Origin of the sequence: Luteimonas soli, assembly GCF_042648865.1 — a bacterium.
Classification (GTDB): Bacteria; Pseudomonadota; Gammaproteobacteria; order Xanthomonadales; family Xanthomonadaceae; genus Luteimonas; species Luteimonas soli.
Genome location: NZ_JBHRYA010000003.1, coordinates 754,719 through 769,409, shown reverse-complemented (window position 1 = coordinate 769,409; position 14,691 = coordinate 754,719). Strand labels below are relative to the sequence as shown.

Below are 14,691 nucleotides of genomic sequence, written 5' to 3'. Positions count from 1 at the left end.
GGTGAGGAGGTGCGCTTGCGAGCCATAGGCTCGCGCACCGACGAACGCACGCCAGCTGTGCTGGCGGGCCGGACGGGTTGGGGAGGGGTGTCTTTCAGATCAGCCCGAACCGTGACCACCCCCTCCCAACCTCCCCCTGCCGCCGCAGGGGGAGGGGCAAGGCAAAAGCTCGCGGCTGAAGCCGCTCCCACCAGGGCAGGGCGGGGCGGGGAAGCCCCCACGGTACAATCGGCCGCATCCATATCTACTGTTGGAGCGCGCCATGAGCACGCCAGCCACCAGCGCCATCGAAGGCGCCAACCCCGCCGCCCAGCCCGACGCCACCCCGCTGCGCTTCGTCACCGCCGCCAGCCTGTTCGACGGCCACGACGCCGCGATCAACATCATGCGGCGCCTGATCCAGTCGCAGGGCGCGGAAGTCATCCACCTCGGCCACAACCGCTCGGTCGAGGACGTCGTCCGCGCCGCCCTGCAGGAAGACGCCGACGCCATCGCCCTGTCCAGCTACCAGGGCGGCCACGTCGAGTACATGAAGTACATGGTCGACATGCTCCGCGAGCGCGGCGCCGAACACATCCGCGTGGTCGGCGGCGGCGGCGGCACCATCACCCCCGAAGAGATCCGCGAACTCGAAGCCTACGGCGTCGAACGCATCTACCACCCCAACGACGGCATGAAGCTGGGCCTGGTGGAAATGATCGAGGACGTCGTCAAGCGCGTGGAAAAAGCCCGCGACGAACGCGTAGGGCGGGTCTCGACCCGCCACCCGGGCGACGGGGCCGAAGCCGGCGGCGGGGCCAAGGCCGAAGGCGGGTCAAGACCCGCCCTACAGGATGAGATCGGTATCGGCCGCGTCCTCTCGGCCATCGAAGACGGCGACTACGCCGACTCCGAACTGGCCACCCTGCGCAAGCAGTGGCAGCTGGCCGGCGGCAAGACCCCCGTCATCGGCATCACCGGCACCGGCGGCGCCGGCAAGTCCTCGGTCACCGACGAACTGCTCAACCGCTTCCTCGCCAGCTTCCCGCAGATGCGCATCGCGGTGATCAGCGTCGACCCCACCCGCCGCCGCACCGGCGGCGCGCTGCTGGGCGACCGCATCCGCATGAACTCCCTGCGCAGCCACCGCGTCTACATGCGCTCCATGGCCACCCGCCGCCAGCACGCAGCCACTAACCTCGTGCTCAAGGACGGCATCGCCTTCCTCAAGTCGCTGGGCTACGACCTGGTGATCGTCGAGACCGCCGGCATCGGCCAGTCCGACTCGGAGATCGTCGACCTCGTCGACTTCCCCATGTACGTCATGACCAGCGACTACGGCGCGGCCAGCCAGCTCGAAAAGATCGACATGATCGACTTCGCCGAACTGATCGTGCTCAACAAGTACGACCGCCGCGGCGCCGAAGACGCCCTGCGCGACATCCGCAAGCAGTGGAAGCGCAACCGCGTCGCCTTCCAGGTCAAGGACGAGGACGTCCCCGTCTACCCGACCATCGCCAGCCAGTTCAACGACCCCGGCATCAGCTGGATGTTCGTCAACCTGTGCCGATTGCTGCGCGAGAAGTTGCACCTTGGCGCAACCCCATCCCCACCCAACCCTCCCCTTGAAGGGGAGGGCTCTAAAGCCTTGGAACCCTCCCCTTCAAGGAGGGGCGACAACAAGGAACCCTCCCCTTCAAGGGGAGGGCAGGGTGGGGATGGGGTTCCCCAAAGCCGCTGCAACTTCAACCCCACCCTCGACACCACCCTTAAGGAACCCCGCGCCACCGTCCTCATCCCCGGCGCCCGCATCCGCTACCTCGCCGAGATCGCCGAACAGGGCCGCGCCATCAACGCCGCCATCGACAAGCAGGCCGAAGCCGCCGACCGCGCCCAGGCCTGCTGGCAGGCCCTGCAGGAGCTCGGCGACGACAAGCTGCCGAAGCAACTCGACCTCTACCACGCCGACGACCTCACCCCGGCCACGAACCCCGTGGGAGCGGCTTCAGACCTCGTAGGGCGGGTCTCGACCCGCCGTCCCGACGACATCGGAACCCATGGCGAATCAAGCCACGCAGACGGCGGGTCAAGACCCGCCCTACAGGCCGACCGCTCCCTCCTGACCCTCCGCCAGCGCTACAACGACGCCCTCCAGTCCCTCACCTCGGAGAACCTCAAGCTCCTCCGCGACTGGCCCCAGCGCCTCAAATCCATCACCGACGACACCACCGCCTACGAAGTCCGCGGCAAGCAGATCAAGGTCGACAACTACCGCGAATCCCTCAGCCACCAGAAGGTCCCCAAGATCGCCGCCCCCACCTACAAGTCCTGGGGCGAGCTGCTCACCTTCCTCGGCAAGGAAAACCTGCCCGGCAGCTACCCCTACACCGGCGGCGTGTACCCCTACCGCCGCACCGGCGAAGACCCCATCCGCATGTTCGCCGGCGAAGGCACGCCCGAGCGCACCAACCGCCGCTTCCACTACCTGTCCGTCGGCCAGCCCGCCGCGCGCCTGTCCACCGCCTTCGACAGCGTCACGCTCTACGGCGAAGACCCCGCGCCGCGCCCGGACATCTACGGCAAGATCGGCAACTCCGGCGTCAACATCCCCACGCTGGACGATATGAAGAAGCTCTACTCCGGCTTCGACCTGTGCGCGCCCACCACCAGCGTGTCGATGACCATCAACGGCCCCGCGCCGATGATCCTGGCGATGTTCATGAACACCGCCGTCGACCAGCAGGTGGAGAAGTACCTCAAGGAAGACGACGCCCGCTGGGCCGACGCGCAGAAAAAGATCGACAGGTTCTTCGAAGGCCGCCAGCGCCCGCAGTATTCCGGCGAACTGCCGCCCACCAACGACGGCCTCGGCCTGGGCCTGCTCGGCATCACCGGCGACCAGCTCGTCGACGCCGACACCTACACCCGCATCAAGGCGCAGACCCTCAAGACCGTGCGCGGCACCGTGCAGGCCGACATCCTCAAGGAGGACCAGGCCCAGAACACCTGCATCTTCAGCACCGAGTTCGCGCTGCGGATGATGGGTGACATCCAGCAGTACTTCGTCGATCACGGCGTGCGCAACTTCTACTCCGTGTCGATCTCCGGCTACCACATCGCCGAAGCCGGCGCGAACCCGATCAGCCAGCTCGCCTTCACCCTGAGCAACGGTTTCACCATCGTCGAGTACTACCTCGCCCGCGGCATGAAGATCGACGACTTCGCGCCCAACCTGTCGTTCTTCTTCTCCAACGGCATGGACCCCGAATACACCGTCATCGGCCGCGTCGCCCGCCGCATCTGGGCAAGAGCGATGCGCGAACGCTACGGCGCCAACGAGCGCAGCCAGATGATGAAGTACCACATCCAGACCAGCGGCCGCTCCCTGCACGCGCAGGAGATCCAGTTCAACGACATCCGCACCACGCTGCAGGCCCTGTACGCCCTGTTCGACAACTGCAACAGCCTGCACACCAACGCCTACGACGAGGCCATCACCACGCCCACCGAAGAGAGCGTGCGCCGCGCCGTCGCCATCCAGATGATCATCAACAAGGAGCTGGGGCTGAACTTCAACGAGAACCCCTGGCAGGGCAGCTTCGCCGTCGAGTACCTCACCGACATCGTCGAGGAAGCCGTCTACAAGGAGTTCGAAGCCATCAGCGACCGCGGCGGCGTCCTCGGCGCCATGGACACCATGTACCAGCGCGGCAAGATCCAGGAAGAGAGCCTGTACTACGAGCACAAGAAGCACGACGGCTCGCTGCCGCTGGTGGGCGTCAACACCTTCCTGCCCAAGGAGCATGCGGGCGAGGTCGCTACCGAGATCGAGCTGATCCGCTCGACGGAAGAAGAGAAGGGGCAGCAGATCGAGAACGTGCGCGGCTGGCAGGCCTCACGCAACCGCCTGGCCCCGAAGGGCGAAACCGGCCACCACCACGTCATCGACGGCGATGCCGAAGCGGCCGCCGAGCCGCACGACGGGCATGGGCTGGCCTACCTGCAGAGCACGGCGCGGGAGCGGAAGAACGTATTCGAGGCGCTGATGGAGGCAGTGAAGACGCATAGCTTGGGGCAGATCAGCCATGCGTTGTATGACGTGGGTGGGGAGTATCGGCGGAATATGTGATTCGCTTTAAGCGGAATCCTATTGGAGTTAATGCTAATGGCTAGGCGTGCATCGGTAGTTTCGTTGATAAATCTCAAGGGTGGCGTCGGGAAGACGACGCTTGCTGTTGGGATGGCATGTGAATTGGCAAAGAACTACGACGTACTGCTTGTTGATATAGATCCTCAGTTCAATGCGACTCAATGGATCGTTCCGGCTGAAACCTATCTGGATTGGATAGAAAATAAGAAGACAGTTTTCGATATTTTTCAGCCCAGCGAAGGTGACACGCTTGCCGCGCGCCGTAGAAATGCGGCGAGCCTTTCGAATGCGGTGATCACCGTCACGCCTGGTGGCTATGATTTGGATATCGTTCCATCGACGCTTGATCTTATAAAGTTAGATCATGCACCTCGCGGAACGGAGAATCGGCTGCGTGTGTTTCTAGAGCCGGCGCGGCAGAAATACGATTACATTCTCATTGACTGTCCACCCACCGCCTCAATCTTCAGTTACAGCGCGTTTTTGGCTTCAGATGCCTATCTAGTGCCGGTGAAGCCTGATCCTCTATCTGTTCTTGGATTGCCACTACTTGAGCGGGCAATGGGGGATTATGAGGATCGATCTGGGCAAGGTCTCATGAGGCTGGGATTGATATTTACGCAAGTTAGACAGACCGAAGCTATGAGAAAGACCATGGCTCAAGTTCGACGCGACTACCCTGATGAAGTGTTTAACAGTCACCTCGTCCAAACAACGGGTGTTGCGGAGGCAGTAGACGCAGGAAAGCCGCCACAAGATTTCCATAAATCAAGGCCAAAGCTGATGCATGATTTGGAGGACATTTGCCAGGAGTTTATCGAAAGGGTTGATAATCTATGAATCAGAATGTCCGAAAAAACAGGATGCGGTTGCTCTCTAGTTTCTATGAACTCGCGTCCAGGTTCACTGAAAAAGAACTAATCGAAGTTCGTGATGATTTGGGGGGTGAGCAAATCTCCAAGGATATTGCTTCATTGGTCTTGGCATTAAATGCAGTTGAAGAGCCTCATATTGCGCGACGCGCGACGAGTTCCAAATCTGTTCAACCTTCTGGTCGAGAGAGCATCTCAACTCCTAGGAGGAGAGAGGCGGCGCTGAGAGAGATTCTTAACTCAAAGGAACTGTTCTCAAGTCCGCGTGACATTGCTAAGAGCGTTCCTGGATCTCCAACTCTTCGTCAAAAGGAGTCGCGGCAGAAGTACATTAATCGCATTCTTATTAACTTTCGCTCATTGTCCGCGTTCGAGCAAGTAGAGTTTACAAGTGCGTTACAGAAAAGAATGGAGGCTAAGGGTGGGAGTAATTTCGTTTCGCGTTGGTCGCGCCTAATCCGAGAGCTCTGACCATGGCGGGTCCTGTATCTGATGTTACAAGGAAAGTAAGTAACGATTTCAAAGGTATTTGGGATTCGCACGATCGCACTCGCGTTGGTTCTGAGCAAAGGCAGCGTGATTTGCTCAGGAGTACTCACCGATTTGCTTATTGCATTTCTCTTTTCGCTAAGGCTGCCACTGCTTTGGAAGAGCACAGGCGTGTATTTCTCCAGGAACTCGCCTCGGATGCATTGCATCTTGTGCACGTTCTAATGGCCGGGGACGGGCGCGCCGGAAGCTTCTATCTGCGAAGCTTGATTGAGAACTTCTGGCGTCATCATTACTTCAAAGATCATTTTGTTGAGTACGAGTGGCTTACTTCTCGCAGAAAGTATTACATGACCCTTAAGGACCTAAGGGACTACTGCTCTTGGTTGACAGTTTTCTCTGGAAAGCTCGGTGATTCATTGCGCGCGCTGGAGACCAAGTATGCTGACCTTTCAAAGCAAGTACATAGCACCTCCGTCCGAACTCTCGTCCTTCGAGACAGCCTTGAGCAGATTAAGTTGAGTTCGGCGCAAGCCACAGAGCTTGCACCTGTGCTTCGTGAAGTTTTTCGAGATGTTATCGCACTCCTTGCTTTTGCAAATCGCGATCTGTTCGATGGTATGCATGTCAATTCCCAAGATTTCATAAAGGCATCGTTAGATGTTAAGCGCAGAGAGCGCTTGCAGGCGGACTTGGCACGCTAAGGGAAAAACGGGGTCAGGTTCACTTATTCGGCCGGGATAGGTTTGCGCGGGCGATGTGCAGGGCGGATGCCGGCGAAACGCCGGGTCTTGGTCTCGACCATCGCCCTGAAGGAACCAAAACTGGCAAAACGGGGTCAGGTTCACTTATTCGGTCGCAGAACGGGGTCAGGTTCTGAGGTTTCCCCACGTTTCCCCAAGCAGGATCAGGCACTTGCGGCTCGATCGAGTGGAAGAAAATGCGCGCATGGTGCAGCCTTCAAGGTGACTAAGCCAAAGAAGGACTGACGGCCATGCGCGCCAGCCAAGTATTGCAGAAGTGTCTGCCCGGCTCACTTTCCGACATGCACGCCTTGCAAGAACGGGGTCAGGTGTACTTATTTCGCTTCGTTCGGCTTTTGGCGTGGGCGATGCGCAGGGCGGGCAGAAGCGAAGCGTCGGGTCTTTGCTTCGACCATGGCCTTGAAGGCATCGCGGCCCAGCGCGCGTTGTTGTTGGAGATAGAGGCGAATCTCTGCCAATTGCTCCGGCGGCGGGGCTTCGTCGAGGATCCGGCGCCAGGCTTCCTGACGTTCGGCCTGGTTGCCGCCGAGGCCTTGCCAGGCCGGATGTTCGCAGAGGCTGGAAGCGGGGCGTTGGCCCAAGTAGGCCTGGCAAGAACGGGGCCAGGTGTACTTATTTCGCTTCGTTCGGCTTTTGGCGTGGGCGATGCGCAGGGCGGGCAGAAGCGAAGCGTCGGGTCTTTGCTTCGACCATGGCCTTGAAGGCATCGCGGCCCAGCGCGCGTTGTTGTTGGAGATAGAGGCGAATCTCTGCCAATTGCTCCGGCGGCAGGGCTTCGTCGAGGATCCGGCGCAGGCTTCCTGACGTTCGGCCTGGTTGCCGCCGAGGCTTTGCCAGGCCGGATGTTCGCGGAGACTGGAAGCGGGGCGTTGGCCCAAGTAGGCCGGGCAGCTGGACCAGCGATAGGTTGCCGGATCGTCGGTCAAGCGGGCGCGGACAGGGTTGAGCTCGATGTAGCGATGGCAGCGCAACACGTAGTCCTCGCTGTCGACAAGGCAAGCCTTGTATCGGCCCTCCCACAGGCTTCCGGTACGGCCATGCCGCGCATTGAACAGGCCTACATAGTTCGTTCCGAGCCGTTGCATCAAACGGCCAACGTTGCCAGCGTTGGCTGGTGTCACGAGGAGGTGGACATGGTTGTCCATCAGGACGTAGGCATGCAGGCTGCAATGCGTCGTGGCCAACGACTCCCGCAGAAGCTGCAGGTAGCGCAATCGATCGCCGTCGTCGAGGAAGCAGGGCAGGCGATTGTTGCCCCGCTGAACTACGTGCTGCGGGATGCCGGGAAGATCGATACGGGTGAGGCGGGCCATGCCTGTGAGCATGCCCGCGCGGGTGGCTGGCTGCAGTCCTTGCAAGCCCACCGCGCGCCTCGGATATCGCCGTGAAGCGATGTAGGGAAAGTTCACCTGGCCCCGTTAGCCCATACCGATCTTACCGGGGTGGGATGGTCACTCCAGCTGCATTAGGAAAATTCCTACAAACAATCGCGCCATCCCCCGACTGACACGCCCCGCGCGCTCCCGCATCGTGCCCACCGCCGCGGCAATCCCGTCGCGGCATTCATGCATATGGAGTTGCACATGTCGCAAAACATGGTGTCGCTGATGGTCAGCGAAGAACAGGCGAGCTCGGCCACGGCCGCGATTGCGCAGTTGGGTCAGGCGCTGCCTGGCTTGATCTCGCTCACGCCCGACGACCGCAAGGGGCTGCTGTACATGGGCCCGCGGTCGGAGGTGTTCTGCGAGCAGGTGGTCCGGGTGCTGGGGCAGAACCCGCAGATCGTCCCGCCGCGGATGGACCTTGCCGAGGCGCTGGCCGACATGGACGCGCTCAACCGGCTGCGGCCGATCCAGGACCAGCTGCGCCAGCTGCAGTCGCGCGTGGACGACACCGTCACGGCGCTGGGCAGCGACCTGATGGACTTCTCGCTGGAGGGCTACGCACAGCTCAAGCTGTCCGGCGCGGCGGAGGGGCTGGAGGAACTGCGACGCGAGATCGGCGGCCGTTTCTCCCGCCGCCGCCGCAAGGCCGCCACGCCGGAGTCGGGGCCGGAGGCCGCATAGCCGCGCCGGCCACCACGTTGCACCACGAAGCCGCCCGCGAGGGCGGCTTCTTTTTTTGGCTGGCCGCGGCCGGGCAGGCCGGAGATGGGGTCCGGGACCCCAACGTTGCGGCGCCGGAGGTCATCGTCGGGGTCGCGGAGGTCACCGATGGGCTCCCGGACCCCACCGTTGGGGTTCCGAAGGTCATCGATGAGGTCGCGGAGGCCATCGATGGGGTTCCGGACCCCATCACATGGGGTTCCGGAGGCGATCGATGGGGTCGCGGAGGCCATCGACGGGGTTCCGGACCCCATCGGTGGGGTTTCGGAGGTGAACGATGGGGTCGCGGAGGTCATCGATCGGGTTCCGGACTCCATCGTTGGGGTTCCGGAGGTGAGCGATGGGGCCGCGGAGGCCATTGATGGGGTTCCGGCCCCCATCGTTCGGGTTCCGGAGGCGATCGGTCGGCTCGCGGAGGCCAGGGGAAGTTCACCTGGCCCCGCTATTCACCACCTGGCCCCGTTACTCGGGGAAAGTTCACCTGGCCCCGTTATTCACCCCGGGCTCCGACCCTGCTTTCCGCTTACGGAAGCAACGACGGCGCCAGCAATTCCGCCACCCAGTCCATGAAGGCGCGCACGCGGTGGGGCAGGTTGCGGCGCTGGGGATACAACAATGTGACCGGCATCGGTTCGGAGGCAAACTGCGGAAGCACTTCGACGAGGCTTCCTTCGTCCAGCAGGTGGGCGACGCCGGTGCGGGGCGCCTGGATCAGGCCAAGCCCGGCCAGGCAGCCGGCGACGTAGGCATCGGCACTGTTGACGGTGAGCGCGCCGGCCATGGGCCGGGTGCGGTAACCATCGCCGTCGGGGTATTCGAAGCCCGGCGGGCGGGCGCCCAGGGTGGAGACGTAATGCACCAGCCGGTGCGCGTCGAGGTCGTCCAGCGTTTGCGGCGTGCCGTGGCGCGCCAGGTAGGCGGGGCTGGCGCAGTTGACCACCGGCAACGCGCCGAGCCTGCGTGCGACCAGTGTGCTGTCTTCGACCGCGCCGACGCGCAGCACGCAATCGAAGCCCTCCCGCACCACGTCGACGCGGCGGTCGGTGTTGCCGAGTTCGATTTCCAGCTGCGGATGCCGGTCGAGGAACCCGGGCAACCCCGGCAGCACGAAGTGCCGCGCGAGGCCGCTGGACATGTCCACGCGCAGGCGGCCGCGCAGCATCTGCGGGCCGCGCTGGAACATCGACTGCAGTTCCTCGACGTCGTCCAGCACGTCCTTGCAGCGCTCGTAGAACGCCTGGCCGTCGGCGGTCAGGTGGACGCGCCGCGTGGTCCGGTGCAGCAGCTGGGTGCCGAGCAGCGTCTCCAGCTTGCGCACCGCGGTCGAGGCACTGGCCTTGGGCAGGCCGAGGCTGTCGGCGGCGCGGCTGAAGCTGGACAGTTCGGCCACCCGGATGAAGGTCTGCATGACGTCGAGCGGGTTCATGGGGGAATTATTGTTCGCATGAAGTGAACATTCAAATCAGTTCCATGTGGTTTATCGCGAAAGCTGCGACCAATAGATTGGCGTTCGTCCGATCCATTCCAAGGAGAACACCATGAACACCTCCACCCCCATCGCCCTGGTCACCGGCGGCAGCCGCGGCCTCGGCCGCGACATGGCGCTGAAGCTGGCCGCGCAGGGCACCGACGTGATGGTCACCTACCGCAGCCGTCGGGAAGACGCTATGGCCGTGGTCGCTGCGATCGAGGCCACCGGCCGCCGCGCGGCCGCGTTGCCGCTGGACGTCGGCGACAGTGCGGGCTTCGACGCGTTCGTCGCGCAGGTCGCGCAGACGCTGCGCACGCACTGGCAGCGCGAGCGGTTCGACTTTCTGGTCAACAACGCCGGTATCGGCGTGCGTGCGCCGTTCGTCGAGATCGACCAGGCGCAGTTCGACCTGCTCGTGAACGTGCACCTGAAGGGCCCGTTCTTCCTCACCCAGAAACTGCTGCCGCTGATGGCCGACGGCGGGCGGATCCTCAATGTCTCCAGTGGCCTGGTCCGCTTCGCCTTGCCCGGCTATTCCGCGTACGCGGCGATGAAGGGTGCGGTCGAGGTGCTGACCCGCTACCAGGCCAAGGAGCTGGGCGCACGCGGCATTACCGTCAACGTGCTGGCGCCGGGCGCGATCGAGACCGACTTCGGCGGCGGTGCGGTGCGCGACAACGCCGAGCTCAATGCCTTCATCGCCGCCAACACCGCGTTGGGCCGCGCCGGCCTGCCGGAAGACATCGGCGCCGCTGCTGCCGCGTTGCTCGGCCCCGGGGGGCGCTGGATCAACGGTCAGCGCATCGAAGCTTCGGGCGGAATGTTCCTGTAGCCGCACACGGGGATCGGTCGTCGGGTCGGTGCCCGCGCTCCCCAGCGCAACACGGCAGCGCTCATGCCCACACAGCCCGTGCATTCCGCACAACCATCAGGAGAATCCATCATGGCCAGGACTTTCGCCGTCATGTATTTCTACAGCCCAGACGTGGCGCTCCAGGACGCCACGCGTCCCGCACACCTTGCGCACCTGCGCGGCCTTGTCGACGCCGGCAAGCTCGTCGCTTCCGGACCTTGGGGTCCGGGCGACGTGCGTGGCGGCTTGCTGATCTTTCGCGTGGATGATCAAGCGGACGTCCAGGCAATCGTGGACAGGGATCCGTTCATCACCCAAGGCGTCGTAGCCACCAGCGAGATCCGCGAGTGGGTGCCCCTGCTTGGCCCCGCCGCCCAGGCACTCGCCGCCGAGAAAACCGCGAACTGAAAGCCGGTAATGATAACGGGGCCAGGTCTACCTATCTCCAGAGGAGGCTGACCTGGCCCCGTTCCTGGGAGAATTCCTGGCCGCAGCCGCGCCAGTCCCCGAATGGGCCGAAGTAACGTTTCTCAGTGCCCGGGCCACAGAGATGCTGGCGTTGCTGGCGCAGGCGGATGGCCGCACAGTCCCCGTCCTCAGTCTTCGGCCAACACCTTCCGCGGCATCTTCTGCTCGCGCATGGCGGCGTGGTAGACCACGCTGGCGACGATCGCAGCGGCCTGCTTCAGGTCCTGCGCCGAGGTGTGGTCGTAGGTGTCCAGGTTGGTGTGGTGGACGTTGGTGCCGTAGTCGAGCCGGTCCTGTACGAACTGGAAGCCCGGCAGGCCGACCCGGTCGAAGGAGATGTGGTCGGTGCTGCCGGTATTGCGCGACACCACCACGGTGGCCCCGACGTCGGCGAACGGCTTCATCCACGCCTCGAAGATCGGCATCGCCGCCAGGTTTTCCTGCGCGTAGACGCCGCGGATCTTGCCCGAGCCGTTGTCGAGGTTGAAGTAGGCCGAGAATTTGTCGTACGCCGGCTTGCGCTGCAGCGGGCCGCGGTCCTCGCGCAGGAACGAAGGCAGCGCCTTCTGCTCCGGATCGGTGGGCTCCGGGTACGAAGCGAACGTGCGCGCCACGTAGTCGCCGGAACCGATCAGGCCCTGCTCCTCGCCGCTCCACAGCGCGATGCGGATGGTGCGGTGCGGCTTGGCGCCGATCTTCTTGAGGATGCGCACGGCCTCCATCATCACCGCCACGCCGGCACCGTTGTCGGCCGCGCCGGTGCCGGTGTGCCAGGAGTCCATGTGCGCGCCCAGCATCACCACTTCCTTGGCCTTGGACCCGGTGCCCGGGATCTCGGCGATGGTGTTGTAGCCGTCGCGGTCGTCGTCGGTGGTGAAGCGCGAATCGACGTCGACGCGCAGGCGCACGGTCTGCCCGTCGTCCAGCGCGCGCATCACCTGGTTGTAGTGCTCGGCGATCATGCCCAGCTCCGGCACGCCGACCGGCTCGCCGGCCTTGCGCGAACCGCCGCCGGTGGAACGCACGATGCCGTTGTCGCGGTCGCTGATGCTGAAGGAAGCCAGCACGCCTTCCTCCACAAGGAACTTGCGCACCTGTTCGGCCAGTTCGCGGCGCTCCATGTACTTCTTGATGCGCTCGGCGCGCTCGTCGTCGCGGTCGGCCGGCACCGAGAACTCCTGCAGGCCTTCGAGCGTCGCTTCGTCGTGGCGCTGGAAGTCGGGTTCGGTGCCGGGCTTGTATTCGCGCTCCGGGTCCAGGAACACGATCTTGCCGCGCAGCTTGCCTTTGTGCTTCTCGATGTCGGCCTTGCTCTTGAATTCGATCGCGATCGCCTCGCCCTCGACCGGGCCGTCGGTCCCCGGCGTCCAGGCCTTGGGCAGCGCGAACAGCGGCAGCGCGCGCGGCGCCAGCAGTTCGACCTTGGCCTTGCTGAACTCCCAGCCGCGGCCGAAATCGGCGAAGGCGTCGTCATGCACGTTGACCAGGCCCCAGCCCGACAGCTTGGCCTTCGCCCAGGCATTGGCCTTGTCCATGTTCGGCGAGTTGGTCAGGCGCGGACCCACGTCCTCGGTCAGTTCGGCCAGGGTCTGCATGACCTGGGAATGATGGAACGCCTCCTGGCGGATGCGGCTGACCATGTCCAGGTCGACCGGTTCGGCGCGCTGGGCGGATTGCGCGAAGGCAGGCTGGGCGGCAGCGCTGCCCAACGTGGCCAGCGCAGCGGCGATGGCCAGGAGATAGTGCTTCAAGGTGGTTCCCCAGGGTGGTTCGATGGTTCGAGTCTAAGCGACGGGCAACGCCTGCTCCCGGACCTTTGGTCATGGTCGGCGGCCGGCAGCAGGCTGGTCGTGCCGCCTCACATGGTTCACAAGCCATCTACGTAGTCCAACCCCAGCTGAACGCAATCGGTGGCTCCGGCAGGAAGGCCGCTATATTCCGAACTCCCCCGACGAAGGAGAACTCGCATGTCCCTGTCCAAACAACAAGTGGTGATGGCACGAACGCTTGGCCTGGCGGCCGTCCTCACCCTGGGCCTTGGCGCCTGCGCCACCTACGATGACGACTTCGCGCGGGTGAACTCGCGCCTCGACCAGCTCGACTCGCGGGTGCAGGGTGCGGCGCAGAGCGCCGAGTCCGCCAACCAGTCCGCGCAGCAGGCCAACCAGCGGCTGGACCAGCTGGAAGGCCGCGTCCAGCAGCTCGAAACGGCGCCGGGCCGCAAGCCGCGCGGTTAGTCGCTCTTGCACGATTCGCAACGAACGGCTTGAACCGGGACCGGTGGCCCTTGCTGGCCACCGGTCTCCGGTCTTCACCAGTCTTTACGAGGAATTGTCCATCCGCACCTGCACACACCCCGCGATCCGGGCCGCTTCCGTTGCGCTGGCGCTGGCGTTCGCGAGCGTCGGGGTGGCCAGCGCCAAGGATGCCGACGCGCCGCCGGCCTCCGCCGTCGACCAGCTTCCGCCTGGCCAGGAGGTCTCCAGCACGGTGACCGATCTCGCCGGCTGGGTGGTCGCCGCCAAGGACAACCTGGGCTATCCGTTCGCGGTCATCGACAAGGCCGCCGCACAGATCCTGGTGTTCGGCGGCGACGGCCGGCTTCGCGGCGCGGCGCCCGGGCTGTTCGGCTCCGCGGTCGGCGATCATTCCGCGCCCGGCGTCGCCGGGCTGGCGCTTCGCGAGATCCCGGGCCGCGATCGCACGACGCCGGCCGGCCGCTTCGTCGGCGGCTTTGGCCCGTCGATCGACGCCGGGCGCGTGCTGTGGGTGGACTACGATTCCGCGGTCTCCATCCACCCGACCGCCACCGGCGTCCCGGCCGAGCGGCGCGTCGAGCGCCTGGCCTCGCCTTCGCCGGACGACAACCGCGTCACCCACGGCTGCATCAACGTCTCGCCCGAGTTCTACGAGCAGGTCGTCCGCCCGACGTTCGAGCGGGGCGGGGTGTTCTACATCCTGCCGGACAAGGCGTCGATCGAGGAGACGTTCCCGGACTTCGCGCGGAAGTAGCGCGACTGTATGCCACGCCAAGATTTCGACCCTGCCACGGTGAAGCCGGATGGGCGCCCTGCGGCGCGAGCCACGCTGTTCGATCCGGCTGCCGAAGTCCCGTGGCGCGGGTCCATCGACGGAATCGCCATCGGTGGACCGGTCACCGTGCTGGCATACGGCACCGACACGCCTGGCGTAGGGCCGCGCCTCCACGTCCATCCCTACGACGAGACGTTCATCGTCGTCCAGGGCAACGCCAGGTTCTTTGTCGGCGACATGACCCTCGACGCCTCGGCCGGCGAGGTTGTCCTCGGCCCCGCGGGCGTGCCGCACCGTTTCGAGAATCTCGGGCCGGGCCGCCTGCAGACGATCGACATCCATCACTCGCCGCGCTGGATCCAGACCGACCTGGAGTAGGCGAAGGGCGGCGTAGCATCCGCATCGGACCTGGTTGCGCAATTCCTGGCGCCGGCATCGCCGTCGAAAATGCCGACGGCAAGCACGCCCCTGTCCGGACTGTCCCTGACACCACTCCGGGGAGAGGGG

Annotated in this window: 12 protein-coding genes; 9 read left to right on the top strand and 3 right to left on the bottom strand. The window is 64.2% G+C overall.

Annotated features, from left to right (window positions below; all coding sequences use genetic code 11):
- The first annotated feature begins 262 nt into the window (after positions 1-262).
- From ACFONC_RS06770 to ACFONC_RS06760, 3 genes are all read left to right on the top strand, one after another.
- Positions 263-4,108: a methylmalonyl-CoA mutase family protein gene (locus ACFONC_RS06770; protein ID WP_386742946.1), complete on the top strand. Its 3,846-nt coding sequence runs from the start codon at positions 263-265 to the stop codon at positions 4,106-4,108.
- 63 nt (positions 4,109-4,171) lie between these two features.
- A complete protein-coding gene (locus tag ACFONC_RS06765; RefSeq protein WP_386742945.1) occupies positions 4,172-4,969 on the top strand; it encodes a ParA family protein in 798 nt (265 codons plus the stop codon).
- Positions 4,970-5,474: 505 nt separating this feature from the next.
- The gene (locus tag ACFONC_RS06760) at positions 5,475-6,194 is read left to right on the top strand and encodes a hypothetical protein (protein ID WP_386742944.1); all 720 of its coding nucleotides are present in this window, start codon (positions 5,475-5,477) and stop codon (positions 6,192-6,194) included.
- A gap of 374 nt (positions 6,195-6,568) precedes the next feature.
- Here the strand turns inward: ACFONC_RS06760 and ACFONC_RS06755 are convergent, their stop codons facing one another.
- Positions 6,569-7,567 carry a transposase gene (locus ACFONC_RS06755; RefSeq protein WP_386742943.1) on the bottom strand — a complete coding sequence of 333 codons (999 nt, stop codon included), beginning with the start codon at positions 7,565-7,567 and terminating at the stop codon, positions 6,569-6,571.
- A 270-nt stretch (positions 7,568-7,837) separates the two neighbouring features.
- Between ACFONC_RS06755 and ACFONC_RS06750 the strand changes: the two genes are divergently transcribed.
- The gene (locus tag ACFONC_RS06750) at positions 7,838-8,320 is read left to right on the top strand and encodes a hypothetical protein (protein WP_386742942.1); all 483 of its coding nucleotides are present in this window, start codon (positions 7,838-7,840) and stop codon (positions 8,318-8,320) included.
- A gap of 562 nt (positions 8,321-8,882) precedes the next feature.
- Here the strand turns inward: ACFONC_RS06750 and ACFONC_RS06745 are convergent.
- Positions 8,883-9,785 carry a LysR family transcriptional regulator gene (locus ACFONC_RS06745; RefSeq protein WP_386742941.1) on the bottom strand — a complete coding sequence of 301 codons (903 nt, stop codon included), beginning with the start codon at positions 9,783-9,785 and terminating at the stop codon, positions 8,883-8,885.
- Between the two features lie 112 nt (positions 9,786-9,897).
- Between ACFONC_RS06745 and ACFONC_RS06740 the strand changes: the two genes are divergently transcribed.
- Both ACFONC_RS06740 and ACFONC_RS06735 read left to right on the top strand, forming a co-directional pair.
- The gene (locus ACFONC_RS06740; protein ID WP_386742940.1) at positions 9,898-10,662 is read left to right on the top strand and encodes an SDR family NAD(P)-dependent oxidoreductase; all 765 of its coding nucleotides are present in this window, start codon (positions 9,898-9,900) and stop codon (positions 10,660-10,662) included.
- A gap of 111 nt (positions 10,663-10,773) precedes the next feature.
- Positions 10,774-11,091, top strand: a complete 318-nt coding sequence (locus tag ACFONC_RS06735) for a YciI family protein (RefSeq protein WP_386742939.1) — start codon at positions 10,774-10,776, stop codon at positions 11,089-11,091.
- 188 nt (positions 11,092-11,279) lie between these two features.
- On the opposite strand, the gene ACFONC_RS06730 is transcribed toward ACFONC_RS06735, so the two are convergent.
- A complete protein-coding gene (locus ACFONC_RS06730; protein ID WP_386742938.1) occupies positions 11,280-12,902 on the bottom strand; it encodes a M20/M25/M40 family metallo-hydrolase in 1,623 nt (540 codons plus the stop codon).
- Between the two features lie 216 nt (positions 12,903-13,118).
- Between ACFONC_RS06730 and ACFONC_RS06725 the strand changes: the two genes are divergently transcribed.
- The 3 genes from ACFONC_RS06725 to ACFONC_RS06715 all read left to right on the top strand — a co-directional run bounded on the left by ACFONC_RS06725 (position 13,119) and on the right by ACFONC_RS06715 (position 14,562).
- Positions 13,119-13,388: a hypothetical protein gene (locus ACFONC_RS06725; RefSeq protein ID WP_386742937.1), complete on the top strand. Its 270-nt coding sequence runs from the start codon at positions 13,119-13,121 to the stop codon at positions 13,386-13,388.
- Between the two features lie 145 nt (positions 13,389-13,533).
- Positions 13,534-14,163 (top strand): hypothetical protein, encoded by a 630-nt coding sequence (locus ACFONC_RS06720; protein WP_386743079.1) that lies wholly within the window; start codon positions 13,534-13,536, stop codon positions 14,161-14,163.
- Between the two features lie 9 nt (positions 14,164-14,172).
- Entirely contained in the window at positions 14,173-14,562 is a 390-nt protein-coding gene (locus tag ACFONC_RS06715; RefSeq protein ID WP_386742936.1) for a cupin domain-containing protein, read from the top strand.
- Positions 14,563-14,691 lie beyond the last annotated feature (129 nt).